Annotated in this window: 17 protein-coding genes; 7 read left to right on the plus strand and 10 right to left on the minus strand. The window is 68.1% G+C overall.

Features of this window, described 5'->3' with window-relative positions; translation table 11 throughout:
* Window positions 1–126: 126 nt before the first annotated feature.
* Entirely contained in the window at window positions 127–552 is a 426-nt protein-coding gene (locus tag ACYVN4_RS26360) for a DUF4254 domain-containing protein (protein WP_460724700.1), read from the plus strand.
* On the opposite strand, the gene ACYVN4_RS26365 is transcribed toward ACYVN4_RS26360, so the two are convergent.
* On the minus strand, window positions 535–1,590 hold the full coding sequence (locus tag ACYVN4_RS26365; protein ID WP_460724701.1) for an isopenicillin N synthase family dioxygenase: 1,056 nt from the start codon (window positions 1,588–1,590) through the stop codon (window positions 535–537). The genes ACYVN4_RS26360 and ACYVN4_RS26365 overlap by 18 nt on opposite strands.
* A 75-nt stretch (window positions 1,591–1,665) precedes the next feature.
* On the opposite strand from ACYVN4_RS26365, the gene ACYVN4_RS26370 reads away from it, so the two are divergent.
* Window positions 1,666–2,235, plus strand: a complete 570-nt coding sequence (locus ACYVN4_RS26370; protein ID WP_460724702.1) for a helix-turn-helix domain-containing protein — start codon at window positions 1,666–1,668, stop codon at window positions 2,233–2,235.
* Window position 2,236: 1 nt separating this feature from the next.
* Here ACYVN4_RS26370 and ACYVN4_RS26375 read toward each other — a convergent pair whose 3' ends face one another.
* The 6 genes from ACYVN4_RS26375 to ACYVN4_RS26400 are packed head-to-tail and all read right to left on the minus strand — an operon-like array spanning window position 2,237 to window position 10,221.
* Window positions 2,237–4,168, minus strand: coding sequence for an acetoacetate--CoA ligase (locus ACYVN4_RS26375; protein ID WP_460724703.1), 1,932 nt, complete (start codon window positions 4,166–4,168; stop codon window positions 2,237–2,239).
* Window positions 4,169–4,180: 12 nt separating this feature from the next.
* The gene (locus tag ACYVN4_RS26380) at window positions 4,181–5,014 is read right to left on the minus strand and encodes an HpcH/HpaI aldolase/citrate lyase family protein (protein ID WP_460724704.1); all 834 of its coding nucleotides are present in this window, start codon (window positions 5,012–5,014) and stop codon (window positions 4,181–4,183) included.
* A complete protein-coding gene (locus ACYVN4_RS26385) occupies window positions 5,011–5,493 on the minus strand; it encodes a MaoC family dehydratase (RefSeq protein ID WP_379360124.1) in 483 nt (160 codons plus the stop codon). The genes ACYVN4_RS26380 and ACYVN4_RS26385 overlap by 4 nt, the downstream gene beginning before the upstream one ends.
* Window positions 5,490–6,650: an acyl-CoA dehydrogenase family protein gene (locus ACYVN4_RS26390; protein ID WP_460724705.1), complete on the minus strand. Its 1,161-nt coding sequence runs from the start codon at window positions 6,648–6,650 to the stop codon at window positions 5,490–5,492. Before ACYVN4_RS26390 ends, ACYVN4_RS26385 begins: the two co-directional genes overlap by 4 nt.
* Complete coding sequence (locus ACYVN4_RS26395; RefSeq protein WP_460724706.1) at window positions 6,647–8,653, minus strand: acetyl/propionyl/methylcrotonyl-CoA carboxylase subunit alpha; 2,007 nt, start codon at window positions 8,651–8,653, stop codon at window positions 6,647–6,649. Before ACYVN4_RS26395 ends, ACYVN4_RS26390 begins: the two co-directional genes overlap by 4 nt.
* A 5-nt stretch (window positions 8,654–8,658) precedes the next feature.
* Window positions 8,659–10,221, minus strand: coding sequence for a carboxyl transferase domain-containing protein (locus ACYVN4_RS26400; protein ID WP_460724707.1), 1,563 nt, complete (start codon window positions 10,219–10,221; stop codon window positions 8,659–8,661).
* 108 nt (window positions 10,222–10,329) lie between these two features.
* Here ACYVN4_RS26400 and ACYVN4_RS26405 point away from each other — a divergent pair, with 108 nt between their 5' ends.
* From ACYVN4_RS26405 to ACYVN4_RS26415, 3 genes are all read left to right on the plus strand, one after another.
* Window positions 10,330–10,923, plus strand: a complete 594-nt coding sequence (locus tag ACYVN4_RS26405; protein WP_460724708.1) for an SACE_7040 family transcriptional regulator — start codon at window positions 10,330–10,332, stop codon at window positions 10,921–10,923.
* Between the two features lie 123 nt (window positions 10,924–11,046).
* Window positions 11,047–11,772, plus strand: a complete 726-nt coding sequence (locus tag ACYVN4_RS26410) for a hypothetical protein (protein ID WP_460724709.1) — start codon at window positions 11,047–11,049, stop codon at window positions 11,770–11,772.
* Entirely contained in the window at window positions 11,769–12,365 is a 597-nt protein-coding gene (locus ACYVN4_RS26415) for a hypothetical protein (protein ID WP_460724710.1), read from the plus strand. Before ACYVN4_RS26410 ends, ACYVN4_RS26415 begins: the two co-directional genes overlap by 4 nt.
* Here ACYVN4_RS26415 and ACYVN4_RS26420 read toward each other — a convergent pair.
* Together ACYVN4_RS26420 and ACYVN4_RS26425 are read right to left on the minus strand one after the other, a co-directional pair.
* Window positions 12,362–13,123, minus strand: a complete 762-nt coding sequence (locus ACYVN4_RS26420; RefSeq protein ID WP_460724711.1) for an enoyl-CoA hydratase — start codon at window positions 13,121–13,123, stop codon at window positions 12,362–12,364. The two genes, ACYVN4_RS26415 and ACYVN4_RS26420, sit on opposite strands and share 4 nt — an antisense overlap.
* 21 nt (window positions 13,124–13,144) lie before the next feature.
* Entirely contained in the window at window positions 13,145–13,588 is a 444-nt protein-coding gene (locus ACYVN4_RS26425; protein ID WP_460724712.1) for an SRPBCC family protein, read from the minus strand.
* Between the two features lie 102 nt (window positions 13,589–13,690).
* Between ACYVN4_RS26425 and ACYVN4_RS26430 the strand changes: the two genes are divergently transcribed.
* Window positions 13,691–14,908, plus strand: a complete 1,218-nt coding sequence (locus ACYVN4_RS26430) for a TetR/AcrR family transcriptional regulator (protein WP_460724713.1) — start codon at window positions 13,691–13,693, stop codon at window positions 14,906–14,908.
* Here ACYVN4_RS26430 and ACYVN4_RS26435 read toward each other — a convergent pair.
* Entirely contained in the window at window positions 14,877–15,191 is a 315-nt protein-coding gene (locus ACYVN4_RS26435; protein ID WP_460724714.1) for a hypothetical protein, read from the minus strand. The two genes, ACYVN4_RS26430 and ACYVN4_RS26435, sit on opposite strands and share 32 nt — an antisense overlap.
* 290 nt (window positions 15,192–15,481) lie before the next feature.
* Here ACYVN4_RS26435 and ACYVN4_RS26440 point away from each other — a divergent pair, with 290 nt between their 5' ends.
* A complete protein-coding gene (locus tag ACYVN4_RS26440) occupies window positions 15,482–18,724 on the plus strand; it encodes a BTAD domain-containing putative transcriptional regulator (protein ID WP_460724715.1) in 3,243 nt (1,080 codons plus the stop codon).
* Window positions 18,725–18,805 lie beyond the last annotated feature (81 nt).

An 18,805-nucleotide genomic window follows, 5' to 3' on the forward strand; every position in this document is an offset into this window, starting at 1 on the left:
TACCCGGCGCTGCGAATTCTCGATAGCAGAATGGAAGTGGGCTGTTGAACCGGCAGACATCCAACTGTCATCTGCGCTGACTAATGTGCTGGGAATTCGCAGGTCGCGGTATTAGGAGCAGTCTCGATGAGGGACACACTGCCATCCAAGAACCAAGTCCTTCAGGCGTGTCGAGGGACCGGTCAGCCCGGACATCCACTGCTGCGCGCGGCGCACGATCTGACCTCTTTACACGAGCGTCTACTGTGCGCGGAGCCGGATGAACTGGCCCAACTCGACACCGTGAGAACGCATTTGGTGGACGATATCGACCGCTGGGTGACCGGGCAATTGCCGCCCTCACACGGGGCGGCCCGGGTGCACACCGAAACCCTGGGCGCGGTCATCGACCGGCTGGCCCGGCTCACCGCCGCCGCTTATGCCGCGCTGGCCCGCGAATCCGGTCAGGAGCTCACCATCGCCTGGGAGCATCTGGCCGAATTGGCGGTCGGCTATGAGGATTTGGCGTCGGAAGTGACCACCGGACGCCGCCGCCTACCCGGCACCCATTGACGACTGCTCGGTGGCCGCCAATACCCGGGCGGCTTCCCGCGGCGCGTTCGTATTCGGTTGCAGGTAGCGCGATCCCGCCAATTTGACGCGCAAATGCTCGGCCACGGTGACGGGTTCGTACTTGCTGCCGTCGCCGAGGCACGACGGCAGCGTCTCGATGAGCGCGTCGGCATTGCCGTCACAAAAGTAGGCCGCGCTGCGCCGCCGCCGAATGGTGCCGTCCACGACCGGCGGTTTCACCCGATGCAGGGTCGACAGCCAGCGTTCATTGGTCCAACGGGCCATGAGATCACCGAGATTCACCAGCAGCGCGCCGTCCGCGGGCGCGACGTCGTGCCAGACCCCGTCGGAGCCCAGCACCTGCAATCCCGCGACCTGATCGGCCCACAGCACGGTGAGAATGCCGTAATCGGTGTGCTCGCCCATGCCGGTGAGGTCGCCGTCCAGGTCGACGGTGCCCGGCGGCAGCGCATAGTTGTTCATGCGCAGGACATCCTGCGAATGATCGATGAACGGCTCGAAGTATCCGGCAGGCAACGCGAGCGCCTGCGCGAAGGCACCCGCCAGCGTGCGGGCCACTCGTCCGGCCTCGGCGAAGTAGGCCCACACCGGCGCACGGAAGTCGGGAACCTCGGCAGGCCAGACATTTTCGGCATACTCGACCGCCGGCAGACCCAACCCCGGGTGATCCGACGCCGCGACCCCGACATTGAACGCCTCGAAGAAGTCGTTCATCCGCGACGCCTGCTCTACCCCCAGGCTCAAGCTCAGACTCTCGCTTTTGGGCGGCGAGTAGCCCCGGTTGATCGGCGGCGGCACCTGGTATTGCTTCTTCACCGCCAACTCCAGCCCGAAGAACCCGTCCAGCGCGCCCGCGAAGTCGTCCAGAACTTCCTGCGGCACACCGTGTCCCACGATCTGCATGAATCCGACAGTGCTGCAGGCCGCGTCGATCGCCTGTGCCACCGCCGCCCGGTCCGCCGCGCTACCTTCGCCGACGAACGCGCTGATATCGATGATCGGTACCTGGAAAGTCACAGCCCCGCCTTTCTCTCGCTTCGAGTAAAACACGGGTGATAAGTCACAGCAATCGGATCGGGCATACTGGATGACGTGAACGAGGAATCTGCCCTGGCCGCACTCATCGGCGGCGTCGTCCGCGAACTGCGTGAGAAGTCAGGGCTGTCGATGCGGGAGTTGGCCCGCCGCGCGGGCATCAGCCAGCCGTTCCTGAGTCAGATCGAGCGCGGGGTGAGCGCGCCCTCGATGGTCACCACCTATCGCCTGGCCACCGCGCTCGGTGTGACCCCCGGCGATCTGCTCCCGGCCCCCGATACCGACCGGGTGACCGTGGTGCGCGCGGGCGAGGGCCTGCGGCTGCCGGTCGGCGATCGTCCGGACGCCGCGGTGGGCCGCGCGCTGCACCTGCGCCCGAACAGCCCGCTCGAGGTCATCGAATACCTCGTCGAGCCGGGCCAGTTCATCGGCGGCTGGTTCGAATCCACCGGCGTGACAGGCGTTTACATCGTGTCGGGCAGCCTCGACGTGGAGTTGATCGGCGTCGGCCTAATCCGACTGGGCCCCCGCGATTTCGTGGACTTCCCCTCGACGGTCCGCGACCGCTGGCACCTGGTCGACGACCAACCGGCACATGTCCTGCTGGTCGTCGCCCGGCCCAGTTGAATCACGGCTTTTGGGTCGCGTACCAGGCCAGCAGTTCCGGAGCATCCACGGCGGTCGGCGCGACCACGGTCGACACCTCCGCTCCCTGGAACAGCTTCTTGATCGGCACTTCCAGCTTCTTGCCGGTCCGAGTGTGCGGAATGCCCGGGGCCTCGATGATGACGTCGGGTACATGCCGCGGCGACACCTCGGCCCGAATGGTCGCATTGACGCGCTGCTTCAGTTCGTCGGTGAGTTCGACGCCCGGGGCCAGCGTCACGAAAAGCGGCATCCAGTACGCACCTTTGGGCATTTCGACCCCGATGACCAGCGCCTCCGCGATCTCCGGCAATGCCTCGACGGCCTGGTAGATGTCGGCGCTACCCATCCGGATGCCCTGCCGGTTCAGGGTCGAATCCGACCGCCCGTGCACGATGATGCTCCCGTGCTCGGTAATGGTGATCCAGTCACCGTGCCGCCAGACACCCGGGAACATCTCGAAGTAGGCGTCCCGGTACCGGGCCCCGTCCGGATCGTTCCAGAAGGCCACCGGCATGGACGGCATCGGCTTGGTGATGACCAGTTCGCCGACCTCGTCGCGCACCGGATTGCCCTGCTCGTCCCAGGAGTCCAGGGCCACACCGAGATACGGTGCCGAGAGCTCACCGGGCCAGACCGGCACGGTGCGCACGCCGCCGATGAACGCCGAGACCACATCGGTGCCGCCGCTGATGGAGGCGACCGGTACCCGCTCACCGACATTGTCGCGCAACCACAGTGACGACGACGGCGGCAGCGACGACCCGGTGATCCCGATCAGCCGCAGCGCGGACAGGTCGTGGTCGGTGCGCGGCACGGACCCGGCCTTGATGCAGGCCAGCACGTACCCCGGGCTGGAACCCAGCACGGTCGCGCCGGTACGAGAGGCCAACTCCCACAGGGCATCCGGCCGCGGTGCGGCCGGGCTGCCGTCGTAGCAGACGATGGTCGCACCGACAAGCAGTCCGGCGACCTGGAAGTTCCACATCATCCAGCTGGGGCTGGTGTACCAGAAGAAGGTGTCGTCTTCCCCGATATCCGATTGCAGGGCAACGGCTTTCAAATGTTCCAGCAGCACGCCGCCGTGCCCGTGCACGATGCCCTTGGGCTTGCCGGTGGTGCCGGAGGAGTACAGCACCCAGAGCGGATGACTGAAATCGACCGGCTCGACGGGCCAGTCCACGTCCTCGTCACCGGGATCGATGCTCTGCCAGGCCAGCGAATCCGGCACGGTCACGCCGATCCGCGAAACGACGACGGTCGCGTTCACCGACGGCAACCCCGCCCGCAGGGCTGCGATATCCGCGGTCTTGTCGTGCACCTTGCCACCGAACCGGTATCCGTCGGCGGTGACCAGCACCTTCGGTTCCAGCTGCCCCAGTCGATCCAGCGCCGCCTGCGCCGAATAGTCCTGGCCGCAAGCACTCCACACGGCCCCGATCGAGGCGGTGGCGAGGAAGGCGATCACGGCTTCGGCGATATTCGGCAGGTACCCGGCAACCCGGTCTCCCGGTCCCACACCCAGCTCACGCAAGGTGTGAGCAAGGCTCGCAGCCGTGGCAATCATTGCGGCCCAAGAGATCTCGGTGACCTCCCCGGTCTCGTCCACCGACAGAATGGCGGGCCGATCATCACGAGCGTGCCGCACCACCTGATCGACATAGTTCAGCGTCGTCCCCGGAAACCACTGCGCCCCCGGCATTTCGGCCGATCCGAGTACCTCGCCGGACCGCTCACCGAGATCGAAATAGTCCCAGAGCGCACCCCAGAACCCGGGCAGATCGTCCACCGACCACTGCCACAGCGCCCGATAGTCCGGCAGGGACTCCCCGGTGCGCTTCTCGGCGAACAGCCCGAAGCTGGTCACCTGCGCCTCGGCGATATCCGTCTCGCTCGGCACCCACTGTGGTTCCACCGCACTACCTCTCTACGACGCGAATCCAGCGCTGCCGGCGGTGGCCGCCCGCTGCACGATCCGCTCGGCATGCCGGATGACCGGCATGTCCACCATGCGCCCCTCGAAGGTGAAGACACCACGATGATTCGGGGCTTCCGCCAATACCCGGCTCGCCCAGTCCACTTCCGCGGCCGCAGGCGCGTAGGCGGTGCGGATGACGGGCACCTGGCTCGGGTGAATGGCCACCTTGGCGTCGAAGCCGATGGCCACCGCATCGAGTGACTCGGTGGCCAGACCGTCCAGGTCCTTGATGTCCAGATACACCGAATCCAGCGCGAACTTCCCGTAAGCCTTGGCCGCCAGAAGGGATTGGGACCGCACATGCCGTGCCACGTCCCGATACCCGCCGTCCGCGTGCCGCGAGGAATTCCCGCCCAGCGCCGCGACCAGATCCTCCGCGCCCCACATCACGCCGATGGCATTGCGCACCATGACCGCCCGGCCCACCGCCAGCGCGCCCAGCGGCGATTCGATGAGCGCGATCACCTCGTAGTCGGCCAGCCGCGTGATCTGTTCGGCCGATTCGCATTTGGGCAGCATGATCCGCCGATACTCGGTGCGGATCAGCGCGTCCAGATCGAGCATGTGCTCGAGCGTGCCCGCGGCGTTCACCCGGATCACGGTGCGTTCGGGATCCAGCGGGGTGGCGATCAGCGCCTCGCGGGCTGCCGCCTTGTCGGCCTCGGCGACTCCGTCCTCGAGATCGATGATGACCACATCGGCCGCTGCTAGCGCCTTGCCATAGCGCTCCGGCCGGTCGGCGGGGCAGAAAAGCCAAGCGGGACCGGGCATTTCCCAGCTCATACCGGTTTCTTTCTCACTAGGGTCTTCCGGTTGGCGGTCGCCACGACGTCCCCGTGCTGATTGCGTCCGGTGTGCGCGAAGGTCACGATTCCCTCGCCCGGCCGGCTCTTGGATTCCCGCAGCTCGGTGATCACGGTCTCCGCGTACAGGGTGTCGCCGTGGAAAAGCGGTTTGGGGAAAGCGATTTCGGAGAAGCCCAGATTCGCGACGATGGTGCCCTGGGTCAACTGCGCGACCGACAGGCCGACCAGCGTGGAGAGCGTGAACATGGAGTTGACCAGCCGCTGGTTGAAGGGCGGCAACGCTTCGGAGAACGCCGCATCCAGATGCAGCGCCTGCGTATTCATTGTCAGCGTCGTGAACAGCACATTGTCGGCCTCGGTCACGGTGCGGCCGGGCCGGTGCTCGTACACCACACCGATCTCGAACTCGTCGAACCACAAGCCGCGCTGGACGACCCGCTTAGCTGTCTCGGTCACAGGCCGAGCTCCCGCCCGATCAGCATCAACTGCACCTCCGTGGTGCCCTCACCGATTTCCAGGATCTTGCTGTCGCGATAGTGCCGCGCCACAGCATATTCGTTCATGAACCCGTAGCCACCGAAGATCTGCGTGGCGTCGCGGGCATTGTCCATGGCGGCCTCGCTGGCGACCAGCTTGGCGATGGACGCCTGCTTCTTGAACGGCTTGCCCGACAGCATGAGTGCGGCCGCGTCGTAGTAGGCGGTGCGAGCCATGTGGGCGCGCGCCTCCATCCGGGCGATCTTGAACGCGATGGCCTGGTAGCTGCCGATATTCTGCCCGAACGCCTGCCGCTCCTTGGCGTAGCGCACGCTCTCGTCCACGCAACCCTGGGCCGCGCCCACCGACAGCGCGGCGATGGCGATGCGGCCCTCGTCGAGAATCCGCAGGAAGTTGGCGTAGCCGCGACCGCGCTCACCGAGCAGGTTCTCCGTCGGCACCCGGACATCGTCGAACGACAGCGGATGGGTGTCCGAGGCGTTCCAGCCCACCTTGTTGTAGGCCGGATGCGCGATGAATCCGGGAGTGCCGGTCGGCACGATGATCGTGGAGATCTCCTTCTTGCCGTCCACCCCACCGGTCACCGCGGTGACCGTCACCAGCCGGGTGATATCGGTGCCCGAGTTGGTGATGAACTGCTTGGAGCCGTTGATGATCCAGCTGTCGCCGTCCTGCACGGCGGTGGTGCGGGTGCCACCCGCGTCACTGCCCGCGCCCGGCTCGGTCAGCCCGAACGCGCCCAGCGCGCGACCGCTCGCCAGCAGCGGCAGCCATTCGGCCTTCTGCTTGTCGTTGCCGAAGCGGTAGATCGGCATGGCGCCCAGCGAAACTCCGGCCTCCAGCGTGATGGCCACGCTCTGGTCGACCTTGCCGAGCTCCTCGAGCGCCAGGCACAGCGCGAAGTAGTCGCCGCCCATGCCGCCGAACTCCTCCGGGAACGGCAGGCCGAAGAGGCCCATATCCGCCATGCCCGCCACGACTTCGTAGGGGAAACTGTGCTCGGCATCGTGCTTCGCGGCGACCGGGGCCACCACCTGATTCGCGAAATCGCGGACCGTGAGCGCGAGTTCGCGGTACTCGTCCGGCAGGGTTCCGGTGGACAGGAAATCGGTCATGACGGGGTGTTCTCCTCGGCGATGATGCGGGCCAGCGGCTGATCGAGTTTTACTTGGCTGCCCGGTACTACCAGCAGTTCGACACGACCGCCCACGGGGGCGGTGAGCGAATGTTCCATCTTCATGGCCTCCACGACCACGATCGATGTTCCGGCGGCGACGATGTCGCCCTCGGCAACGGGAATCGCGATGACGGAACCCGGCATGGGGCTCTTGATTTCGGCGTCGCCGACATGCGCGTCACCCGCCCGCGCATCGGCCTCGGCGACCTCGCGCAGCAGTACGGTGCCGGACCGATCGGCCACCCAGATCTGGTCGTCCCCGGTGGCGACCCGGAACCGGGTGCGCAGCCCGTCGAGCGCCAGGACCAGGGTGTCACCGTCGGAATCGGCGGTCAGCGTGCGCATTTCGCCGTCCTCGAGCCAGGCCGTGGCCTGCGCCGGAGTACCGGACAGATACACGTGCGCGGTCCGCTCGCCGCCGACGAGCCGAATGCCGATCGGCGCGTGCGCACCCGCCCGCCAGCCGGTGGGCTGCTGCCACGGATCCGCCGACGCGCTCTGCCACCGATCCAGCCACAGACGCGCCGCGGCCGCGATGAACTGCTCATCGGTGACCGGGGCGGCCGTGAAGTCCACCGCCCGGCGATCCAGCAGCCCCGTATCCAGCCGTCCGGCAACCACATCCGGATCCGCCAGCAGGAACCGCGCGAAGTCGGTATTGGTCCGCACCCCGAGAATCTGGGTATCGCGCAGCGCCGCATCGAGTTTGGCGATGGCGGCCGCCCGATTCTCACCGTAGGCGATCACCTTCGACAGCATCGGATCGTAATCGGACCCGACCACCGTCCCGGCCCGCAGCCCCGAATCCACCCGCACGCCCGGCCCGTCCGGCTCCGACAGCGCCAGCACGGTGCCGCCGGTGGGCAGGAAATCCCGGCTTGGATCCTCGGCGTACACCCGCGCCTCGATGGCGTGCCCGGTGAGCTTGATATCCTCCTGCGCGGCCGCCAGCTTCTGCCCGGCCGCGACGCGCACCTGGCATTCCACCAGGTCGATGCCGGTGACCAGCTCGGTCACCGGATGTTCCACCTGCAGCCGGGTATTCATCTCCATGAAGAAGAACTCGTCGGGCGAGTCGGCGGAGACGATGAACTCGACCGTGCCTGCACCCACATAGTCGACACTGCGCGCGGTATTGCACGCCGCCGCGCCGATCCGGGCCCGCGTCCGCGCGTCCAGCAGCGGCGACGGTGCTTCCTCGATCACCTTCTGATGGCGGCGCTGCAGGCTGCATTCCCGCTCGCCCAGATGCAGCACATGACCGAACTGATCGGCCACGATCTGCACCTCGATGTGCCGGGGCCGGGTGACGAACCGTTCCAGGAACAGGGTGTCGTCGCCGAACGCGGCACCCGCCTCGCGACGCGCACTGACCAGCGCCGCGGGCAGATCGGCCGGATCCTCGACCCGCCGCATGCCCTTGCCACCACCACCGGCGGAGGGCTTGACCAGCACGGGGTACCCGATTTCGACTGCGGCGGAGATCAATTCGGCATCGGTGAGCCCGAGTCGCGCAATGCCGGGAACCACCGGCACCCCGTACTCCGCCACCGCGTTCTTGGCGGTGATCTTGTCGCCCATGATCTCGATGGCCCGCGCGGACGGCCCCAGGAACGCGATCCCCGCCGCCTCGAGCGCGGCCGCGAAGGCCGAATTCTCCGACAGGAAGCCGTATCCCGGGTGCACGGCCTGCGCACCCGAGCGCACGGCGGCGGCGACCACCCTGTCGATATTCAGATACGACTCGCGCGCGGCAGCCGGACCCAGCCGGACCGCCGTATCGGCCTCCCGCACGTGGCGGGCGTCGGAATCGGCATCGCTGTACACCGCGACCGATCGAATTCCCATGTCCCGCAGCGTGCGAATCACCCGCACCGCGATCTCGCCGCGATTGGCGACCAGCACGGTATCGAACGACACGGGTTGTGCCTTGCTCATCATTGTCATCACATCCGGAAGACGCCGTAGGAAACGGGCTCGAGCGGGGCCTGCGCGCAGACCGAAAGGGCCAGGCCGACAACCGTTCTGGTGTCGGCAGGATCGATGACGCCATCGTCCCAGAGCCGGGCCGTCGAGTAGTACGGATTGCCCTGCGCCTCGTACTGCGCGCGGATCGGGGCCTTGAAGGCCTCCAGATCCGCCTCGCTCTGATCGCCGCGCACGGTCGCCAGCACCGACGCCGCCTGCTCACCGCCCATCACCGAGATGCGCGCGTTCGGCCACATCCACAGGAAGCGCGGCGAATACGCGCGCCCACACATGGAGTAGTTGCCCGCTCCATAGGAGCCGCCGATGACGACGGTCAGCTTCGGCACCCGGGCGCAGGCCACCGCGGTGACCATCTTCGCACCGTGCTTGGCGATGCCGCCCGCCTCGTAGTCGCGCCCGACCATGAAGCCGGTGATGTTCTGCAGGAACAGCAGCGGGATCTTGCGCTTGTCGCACAGCTCGATGAAATGCGCGCCCTTCATGGCGGATTCAGCAAAAAGGACACCGTTGTTGGCGACAATCCCGACGGGATGGCCGTGGATCCGCGCGAACCCCGTCACCAGCGTCTTGCCGTATTCGGCCTTGAACTCCTGGAACTCACCACCGTCGACCATGCGGGTGATGACTTCCCTGACGTCATACGGCGTCCGCAGATCCACCGGCACCACGTCGTACAGCTCGTCCTGCGGCGCGATGGGATCCACCGTCGGCGCGACATCCCACGGCGTCGGCGTCTTCGGCCCCAGCGTCGCAATGATATTGCGCACGATGCGCAGTGCGTCCTGATCGCTCTCGGCCAGATGATCGGTGACACCCGAAGTGCGCGAATGCAGGTCGCCGCCGCCCAGTTCCTCGGCGGTCACCACCTCACCGGTGGCCGCCTTCACCAGCGGCGGGCCACCCAGGAAGATGGTGCCCTGATTGCGCACGATGACGGTCTCGTCACTCATGGCGGGTACGTACGCGCCACCGGCGGTGCAGGATCCGAGCACCGCGGAGATCTGCGCGATCCCCTTGGCGCTCATGTTCGCCTGGTTGTAGAAGATGCGACCGAAGTGCTCGCGGTCGGGGAAGACCTCGTCCTGCCGCGGCAGGTAGGCGCCGCCGGAGTCGACCAGGTAGATGCACGGCAGATTGTTCTGCAGCGCCACTTCCTGTGCGCGCAGATGCTTCTTGACCGTCATCGGGTAGTAGGTGCCGCCCTTGACCGTCGCGTCGTTGGCGATGATCACGCACTCGCGCCCCGACACCCGGCCGATGCCGCCGATGACGCCCGCGCCCGGGCATTCGTCGTCGTACATGCCGTTGGCCGCCAGCGGTGACAGCTCGAGGAACGGGCTGCCGGTGTCGAGCAGCTGGTCCACCCGCTGCCGGGGCAGCAGCTTGCCGCGGGCCAGGTGCCGTTCCCGGCTCTTCTCCGATCCGCCCAGTGCGCTGACGGCCAGCCGCGCCCGCAGCTCACCGACCAACGCCTGGTGCGCGGCCCGGTGGCCGGTCCGCGTCTCCTCGCTCAGCGTCATGCGCTCCGCCTCCCCGCCCGGGCGGACCCGTTCGGTTAGTCACCAATAACTGGAAAATAAGATAATCTTCACTAACTGAGTTGTCCAGCACCGACGAGAGGAGCCCCGGTGAACAGTGCGGAAACCGTGACGCTCACGCGTCGAGAGCAGCTCAAGGCGCAGCGTCGACAGCAACTGCTGGACGCGGGCGCACGGCTCATCGCCGACCGCGGATTCCTCGGCATGCGGCTCGACGACCTCGGCGCGGCGGCGGGTATCAGCGGCCCGGCGGTGTACCGGCACTTCCCGAACAAGGAAGCGCTGCTGGTCGAGTTGCTGGTCGGAATCAGTCAGCGGCTACTCGACGGCGGCCGGGCAGTGGCCGAGGCCGCCGACTCCCCCGAGCAGGCGCTGGACGGACTGGTCGACTTCCACCTCGACTTCGCCTTCGGCGAGCCGGAACTCATCCGCATCCAGGACCGCGACCTGGACAACCTGCCCGATGCGGCCCGCCGCCAGGTGCGCCGCACCCAGCGCCAATACGTCGAGGTCTGGGTCCAGGTACTGCGCGAACTACACCCGGATCTCCCCGAACCGGCCGCCCGCGTCCAGGCCCACGCCACCTTCGGCCTGATCAACTCCACGCCGCACAGCGCCCCGGCCACCCTGGCCACCCGCGCCCGCCCGATCTTGCGACAGATGGCCCTGACCGCTCTGTCCTGAACTTGACACACGCCTGTCAACCCCGATGTACTGCGATTGAATTGCCCTACCACAAAACCGGATTTCGCAACGCGGAATTGAAAAATGCGGCAGGGCACGAAATCGAAGGTCGGGGAACAGTACGTGGCGAAACATCGCAGACAGACAAACACGCAGCGCCTGGCAGCACGCGCGGTCCTGGGCATAGTCCCGATCACCGCCATCGCCACCGGTAGCACGGTCGCGCACGCGGACCCGGTGCAATTCATCGCCCCGCAGCCGGGCGTCACCAACCCGAACCCGGCCCCCAAGCCGGACGCGACCGGCCCCCAGCCCGGCACCGCCGCACCCGCGAAGCCGGTGGAGCCGACCCAGTACGTCTCCCCCGAGGACGACGCCAAGGGCGTCGCCCCGCAGTCCGACTACGCGCCGTACCGCGAAGTGCCGCAACGCGATTACACCGCGCCGCTGGCACCGGAGAAGTTGCACGCGCCCGAGCCCACGCCGCCGGTGGCCGAAATCGTGCCGCCCGCCAGGGTTTTGCGCGCCGGTGATGTGAGCGTGGACGCTCCCGACTTCCTCAGCGCCGATCAGATCGACCAGATCAACGCCGTTCCCGCGGCCCAGGAAGCGCAGATCTCCCAGTTCGCGCGCTCGCTCGGGGTGGCCCCGAGCCGCGCCGACGTGGTTGCCTCCAGCGCGGTCGGCGGGGCGGTGACCGGCGCGCTGATCGGCTGCGCCATCGGCAGCACATTGCAGATCGTGACGGTCATCGCGTTCCCGCTCACCCCGCTCACCTGCCTGACCTGGGGTGCCACCGGCGGCATCGCAGGCGCTTTCATCGGCGCGGGCCAGGGCGGTCTGCGATGAAGCGGGCAGGACTGCGCGCGGCGCTGGTGGCCGCGCTCTCGATCGGCGTCGCCTGTGCGGCGGCTACCGCACCGGCCCAGGCGGATTCGGCGCTCCCCGCCACCCTCGTGACCTCGACACACGGAAGCCAAAGCGGCGTCGGCTATTCCGCGAGCATCACCCCGAATCGGGACGCCGTGGTCACCACCCTGGACGCCGGAACCTTCACCATGGCCGAGGACAGCCGCGCGGTCATCGTCACCGACGCGGCCGGAACTCCGGTCGGCGCGATCCCGCTCGGCTTCGCCGCCGCGGGCCGGGAGATCACGCTGACCTCCACGATCGACCGGCGCGGCACCGAGCTCACGCTGCACCCGACCGCCACGCCATTGCACGACATCGACGCGCAGGAACGCTGGAACGAGCAGGTGCAGCGCGGCGTCTTCGGCGCACTCATCGGCGGTGCGATCGGCGGGCTGATCACCCTCCCGTTCTGGATCTTCGTGCTCCCGCCGCTCCTGGGCGTCGCCATCGGCGCGGGTATCGGTTTCCTCGCCGCGGGCGGGCAGCCGATGCTCGATGCCGGGATCGCCTACTTCACCGGCCAGCCCTAGGCCGGACCGGCGATCCGGGCTTGCATCGCCGCCAGACGCGCTGCGAATTCGGGTGATTCGAGCGAGGCCAGCTGCGGCACCACCTCGGTGCTCACGGCCTCGGCGTGCGCGTCCAGCGCCCGGGTGGCGCGCATGGTGCGCTTGGTGGTGATGAGCAGCTCGCGCGGGACATCGGTGGTGGCAGAGGCGAATTCGACGGCGGCGGCCACCAGCGCGTCGTGGTCGCCGTCGACGACGCGGTGCACGAGCCCCGCCTTCGCGGCGGCGTCCGCGCCGAGCACCTCGCCGAACAGCGTCATGGCCGCGGCCTGCTGCGGTCCCACCGCGCGCTGCAGCATCCAGGTCATCCCGCCGCCCGGGTGGATGCCGAGCCGCAGGAACCGAGCGTCGAAGCGCGCCTTGGGATTCGCGAACCGCACGTCGGCCGCCAGCGCCAGGTTCAGCCCCGCGCCGACGGCCTGTCCGCCGACCGCCGCGACGGTCGGCAGCTTGCACCGCGCGACCGCGAGGAAGCCTTCGTAGATGGACCGCAGCCCGGCCTCATTGGCCTCGCCCAGTTCGGCCAGGTTGGCCCCCGCGCAGAACGCGGGCGGCGTCCCGGTGACCACCACTGCATGGACCGACTGGTCGGCTTCCGCATCGGCGACCGCGTCCGCGAGATCCGCGGACAGGTCCAGCGTCAACGCATTTCGCTTGTCCGGATCGTGCACCGTCACCAGCGCCACCGCGCCGCGGCGCTCCACCTTGATCTCCGCCATGGCCCCAGATGGTAACCCTCGTCACCCGCCGCGCAGTTCCCGCGCCGCGGTTTGCAACACCATGACGAAACCACCCCGCACCACCGGCAGGAACAGGCGCGTCCACAGCGGCGCGAACAGGGGCGCGGCGATCTCGAAGGTCGACGACCACCGCACCCGGGTGCCCGAGGCGCACGGGTCGCATCGGATGGAACCCTCCTGATGTCGTAGCGGCGGAACGGAATTCAGCAGCCGGTAGCGCATCAGCCGCGGCGGATCGTATTCGACGATCTCCTCGGTGAGCCGCAGCAACGGCGTCACCACCAGCCGTACCGCGCCCTCGCCATTGCCGTTGGTATGTCCCGGCCGCACCAGCGTGACGCGCCGAACCAGTGGAACCCGTTGGTAATTGGTGACATCGGTGAGCCAGTCGAAGACATCGGACTGCGGTGCCGCGATGGTGCGCTCAACATCAACCGTGCGCATGCCGGCTCCGTTCTGATCGACTCGGATCCTGCGGGCAGCCTAGGTGATCGCCGACGCGGCGTCGATCATCCGCGATTTTGCCTGGTGACTACCATTGCCGATATGACCGTCGAGGAGCAGCCGCAGCGCGTGATCCGCCGCCGCCCGAAGAACCGGCGCGCCCAGATCGCCGCCACCTCGGCCGCCGCGTTCGGTTCGCTCGGCTATCACGGCGTGAGCATGGAGGACATCGCGACCCGGCTCGGAATCTCCTCGGCCGCACTGTATCGGCACTATCCGAGCAAGTACGCGCTCTTCCGCGAGGAACTGTTGCGCCTGGCCAACCTGACCGCGCAGGCCGCCACCCCGCCCGACGAGTCCGAGGACCTGGACCCGCGCGAACGCCTGGGCCGGGTGCTCGACCGGATGATCGCCGACACCATCGCCAACCGGTCCACGGTCACGCTGGTGCGCTGGGAGCGCCGCTACCTCGACGACGCCGACCGGCAGACCCTCGAGGACCAGTTCACGGTCGCGCTGACGACGCTGCGCGCGCTGATCGGCGACGTCCGTCCCGAACTCGACGGTCACGATCGCGCAGTGCGGGCGGTCAGCCTGCTGAGCGTGATCTCCAGCATCGGCGACCACCATGCCGCCCTGCCGGCGAAATCGCTGACCGCACTGCTGCATTCGGCCTGCGACGCCATCATCGCGACCGACCTGCCGCCGGAGGGCACCGAAACGATCGCGGCACGCGCCGTCGAGATCCCGCAGTCCTTCAAGCACGAGCTGCTGCTCAAGAAGGCCGTCGAACTGTTCCACGCGCGCGGCTACCCGAACGTCAGCGTCGAGGACATCGCCGCCGCGGCCGACCTGTCGGCCGCCTCGGCCGTCTACCGCTACTACCGCAGCAAGGGCGATCTGCTGGCCGCGGCCTTCCGCCGGGCGGCGGATCGGGTCTCGGGCGCGATCGGTCCCGCGGTGGCGTCGTCGTCGAGTTCGGCCGAGGCACTGAGCAAACTGGTCGATCTGTACGTCGCGGGTTCCTTCGCCGAACGCGAACTGACCTTCGTCTACTACGCCGAATTCGGCCACGTCTCGGCCGACGAGCGCACCATGCTGCGCAATGTGCAGCGGCTCATCGTGGCCGAATGGGTGCGGCTACTGGTGGCCGTGCGCCCGGAACTCTCCGAGGGTGAGGCGCGCATTCTGGTGCAGGCCGCCTTCGGCCTGGTCGTGGACCTGGGCCGGGAGTTCGGCGAGCATCCGTCGATCTGCCCGCAGCCCAGGGTGATCCGGCTGATGGAAACTACGTTGTTCGGAGCGACTGCACGGGGGTGAACGGCGCGTAGTCCCGCACGCATCCGTTGTCCCATTCCCAGAGCGAGATCGGATCGACGGCGACGCCGCTCTGCAGAATGAGCCGCCAGCCCCCGTCCTCCCGCTGCCAGATATCACCGTCGCGGTCCCAGTAGAGGCCCTCGGTATGCGGCTCGACCGTGTCAGTCCGGCTCATGGCATTCCTCTCATAGCTACCCGACAGCGATTGCGCGACTTCCGGCGGCCAAGCTCCGGCGCGCATGATCTGTGCGAGCACGGCCGCGTAGTCGTCGCTCTTGCTCATTACTGTCACCATTGGCAATCCCTGAGTAGCGGTCATACCGAAAAGTATTCGCCGGGCCGCTTCCGGGACTCTTTCGTGGTGATTGGGCCTTGTCTTCTGGACAAATATATTTGCCAAACATTCGCCCGTGCAGGAAGCGGAGTGCGCGAGTCGAATTCGCTCTCCGGTTTCCCCTGAGTCCGGCCCGCGCGCGGTGGAATAATTGCTGCCTTATGGTCGAACCGCGGATTCAGGTACTCGGCCCGATCCAACTCAGCATCGAAGACCAAGCAGTTGGCTTGGGAGCCACCATGTTGCGGGCGGTCCTGGCTCGCCTGGTCGCCGCGGGCGGCCACGCCACCAGCGCCGACCGCCTCATCGACGACCTGTGGGAAGGCAATCCGCCGCCCACCGCGGTCTCGGTGCTGCAGGTGCACATTCACAATCTGCGCCGCCTGGTCGAACCGGACCGCCCGCGCCGCGCGCCCTCCCGATTCCTGGTCTCGAAATCCTCCGGCTACGCACTCGAACTCGCCCCCGAATCCGTGGACGCCTGGCATTTCGAGGCGCTGCTGCACGATTACGAACAGCGCCTGCGCGCCCCCGGCACCCCCGATCCGCTCGAACGCCGCCGCCTGCTCGATGCCGCCCTGGCGTGCTGGAACGGCACCGCCTACGAGGGACTGACCGGATTCGGCTGGGCCGCACAGGAGGCGGCCCGGCTCACCGATCTGCGGCTCACCACCGCCGAAATGCGCGCCGCGGTGGAACTCGAACTCAATCGGCCCACCGAGGTGGCCATCGAACTGCGGACGCTGTTCGACGAACATCCCGAACGCGAGGAAATCGCGCGGCTACTCGCCACCGCGCAATACCGCGCCGGACAACAGGCGCAGGCCCTGGCCACGCTGCGGCACTCGCGCGAATATCTGGGCGCCGAATACGGCATCGACCCCAGCCCCGCACTGCGCGAACTGGAAGTGGCGATCCTCAGCCACGCCGAAACCCTCGCCGGTGCGGGCGGACCGGTGGCAAGCGTTCCCGGCGTTCGGGTTCCACCCGCGCCCGGCCAGCTCGGCTACAACCGCGAACAGTCCGCCCTGCGCGAGACCGCCGCGCGAGCGAGCGGCGGCCGAAAACTGCATATCGCCTGGATCGCCGGTGAGGCCGGCGCGGGCAAGACCACGCTCGTCGAGACGGCACTGCACGATCTCGCCGCCGGTTCCTGGACCACGCTGCGCGGCGGCTGCCCCGAGGTCGACGGCGCTCCACCGGCGTGGGCCTGGGTCGAGATGCTCGCCGGGCTGGATCCCGCCATGGCCGAAAATCTCGCCACCGCGGACGCTTTCGCCATCGCGCGCACCGCGGTCACGCTCTGCACCAAACGCACCACAGACGGACCGGTCGTCTTGTTGATCGAGGACGCCCACCGCGCCGACACCGCCACGCTGCAAGTACTCCGCCAAGCGGTGAACTGGATGCGCGATCAGCCGGTACTGCTGATCATCACGCTCCGCACCTCCGAGGCCACGCCCGGCCTGCACGCCACCGCCGCCGCACTGGCCCCCCACACCGCGCAATGGCTGGAACTGACCGGACTCGATCTGGAGGCCACCCGGCAGGCTGTGCTGGACGCCGGATTGCCCGAGATCTCCCCCGAGACACTGCAATCCCTGCACCGCCGCACCGGCGGCAACCCGCTGTTCGTCCGCGAGACCGCCAAACTCATGGCGGCCCAGCGCCTCGGCGGCGACAGCGCCGAGGTCCCCGACACCATCCGAGAACTCATCCGCACCCGACTGCAGCGCCTGTCACCCGCTGTGGCCACCGTGCTCGGTCAGCTCGCCATCTGGGGTGACGGCGTCGACCTGCGAATTCTGGCCCTGTCCACCGCGATCGGCGAGGACGAGCTGATCGACCTGCTGGCCGAGGCCGAGGTGGCCGCGCTGGTGCGCAGCGACCGCACCGGCCGCATCACCTTCGACCACGCGCTCATCCACGATTCGGTGTATCAGAGCATCCCCCAGCTGCGGCGCGGCCGCATGCACTGGGCCGCACTGGAACTGCTACTCACCCATGCCGAGGACTTCCCCGGCCTGGCCCGCGACCCGGAGATGCTCGCCCACCACGCCGTCCTGGGCGCCCGGCCCGAAACCGCCGCGCGCGCCATCGAATTCGCGCGGGAGGCAACCCGCCGCAGTACCGATCGCGGCATGGCGGCCGATACCGTGCAACTGTGGCAGTCGGTCATCGACCTGCACGAGCTGGCCGGGCACCGCGGCGCCCACGCCACGCGCGCGGATCGGGTGGCGCTGCTGGAGGCACACTGCGCGCTGGTGTCCGCCATGGCCTTTCAAGCCCGCTGGATCGAAGCACGGCAGGTCCGCGACCGCGCGGTGGCGCAGGCCAGGGAGCTGGACGACCCGGCACTGCTGGTGCGTGCGCTCACCAGTTGGCGCGCACCCATGCTGTATCCCGGCATGCATCTCCCCCAGCGCGATCAACCGCTGGTCCAGGCCATCACCGCCTGCCTGGCCGCAAACCCGTCCGACGCGGATCGGGTGCGGCTGCTGGCCACCGCCGCCTACGAAACCTTCGCCGACTACCACGATCCGGGATGCAGCAACCGCTACGCGCAGGAGGCGTTGACGCTGGCACGCCGGACCGGGGACCCGGAGTCGCTGTGCACCGCGATCGCCGCGGTGGTCATCAGCCGTTTCAACAGCGCCGCCGACACCACCCTGGCGCGCGAACTGCTCGAAACCGCGGAACGCGCACAGCTGGGCCGCTTCCGAACCCAGGCGCACTACGCACTGTTCCGCTGCGCGCTGGCCGCGGTGGACCTGCGCGAGGCTTTCCGACAGGCCGAACTCGCACTCACTGGCACCACCGACGCCGAACTCCCACAACTGCTGCTGGCGATGAGCGGCTTCTCGGCGGCCCTCGCCGTGCTGGCAGGTGACCTTTCCGCCGCCGCCGAGCGCTACGCCGAACTCGACGCGAATCTGGCGCGGGTGGGCTTCGCCGAGGGTGGAGTGATTCGCACCGGCCACGTCCTGTGCCTGAGCTGGGTCCAAGGCGACCTGGCTCCGGCAATACCCCGGCTGCGCGCACTGTATTCGGCCGCACCCGAATTCGCGGGCCCCATGCTGGCGCTGGCGCTACTCGCCACCGACGACGTGGACCATGCCCGCACCCTGTACCTGGAATCGCGGGGTATCCGCCCGGAGTTCTACCCTTCCGCGGAACTGACCTGCCGCGCCTACGTCGCCCTCGGTCTCGGCTACCTCGAGGACCTACCTGATCTCTACCGCGACTTACTCCCCTACGCGGGCACCGTGGTCGGCCTGGAAACGACCGGCTTGGTCTTCGAGCCGATGGACATCCTGCTGAGCAGGGTCTGTGAAGCCCTCGGCGATACCGAACGCGCACAAGCGCACCGCACCGCCGCCGACGCCCTCACCGCCCGCCTGCACGCCGAACTGGCCCAGCTGGAATCCCTCGGCCTCAACCCGACTCGACCGCGGCCCCGCACCGCAGTCGACGCGCACTGATCGATATCCGTCCACCGTCGCGAACGCCGGTATCGTGCTGTGCGCGTGCGGTTTCACGCACGGTCGGGGCGGGTTTGATCA

It is taken from the genome of Nocardia heshunensis (assembly GCF_054782115.1).

Coding starts and splice junctions, on each gene's coding strand:
- ACYVN4_RS26430 (WP_460724713.1), top strand. CDS start 13,691: ATGACCGTCGAGGAGCAGCCGCAGCGCGTGATCCGCCGCCGCCCGAAG.
- ACYVN4_RS26380 (WP_460724704.1), bottom strand. CDS start 5,014: ATGAGCTGGGAAATGCCCGGTCCCGCTTGGCTTTTCTGCCCCGCCGAC.
- ACYVN4_RS26440 (WP_460724715.1), top strand. CDS start 15,482: ATGTTGCGGGCGGTCCTGGCTCGCCTGGTCGCCGCGGGCGGCCACGCC.
- ACYVN4_RS26360 (WP_460724700.1), top strand. CDS start 127: ATGAGGGACACACTGCCATCCAAGAACCAAGTCCTTCAGGCGTGTCGA.
- ACYVN4_RS26390 (WP_460724705.1), bottom strand. CDS start 6,650: ATGACCGATTTCCTGTCCACCGGAACCCTGCCGGACGAGTACCGCGAA.
- ACYVN4_RS26400 (WP_460724707.1), bottom strand. CDS start 10,221: ATGACGCTGAGCGAGGAGACGCGGACCGGCCACCGGGCCGCGCACCAG.
- ACYVN4_RS26395 (WP_460724706.1), bottom strand. CDS start 8,653: ATGATGAGCAAGGCACAACCCGTGTCGTTCGATACCGTGCTGGTCGCC.
- ACYVN4_RS26425 (WP_460724712.1), bottom strand. CDS start 13,588: ATGCGCACGGTTGATGTTGAGCGCACCATCGCGGCACCGCAGTCCGAT.
- ACYVN4_RS26435 (WP_460724714.1), bottom strand. CDS start 15,191: ATGAGCAAGAGCGACGACTACGCGGCCGTGCTCGCACAGATCATGCGC.
- ACYVN4_RS26415 (WP_460724710.1), top strand. CDS start 11,769: ATGAAGCGGGCAGGACTGCGCGCGGCGCTGGTGGCCGCGCTCTCGATC.
- ACYVN4_RS26420 (WP_460724711.1), bottom strand. CDS start 13,123: ATGGCGGAGATCAAGGTGGAGCGCCGCGGCGCGGTGGCGCTGGTGACG.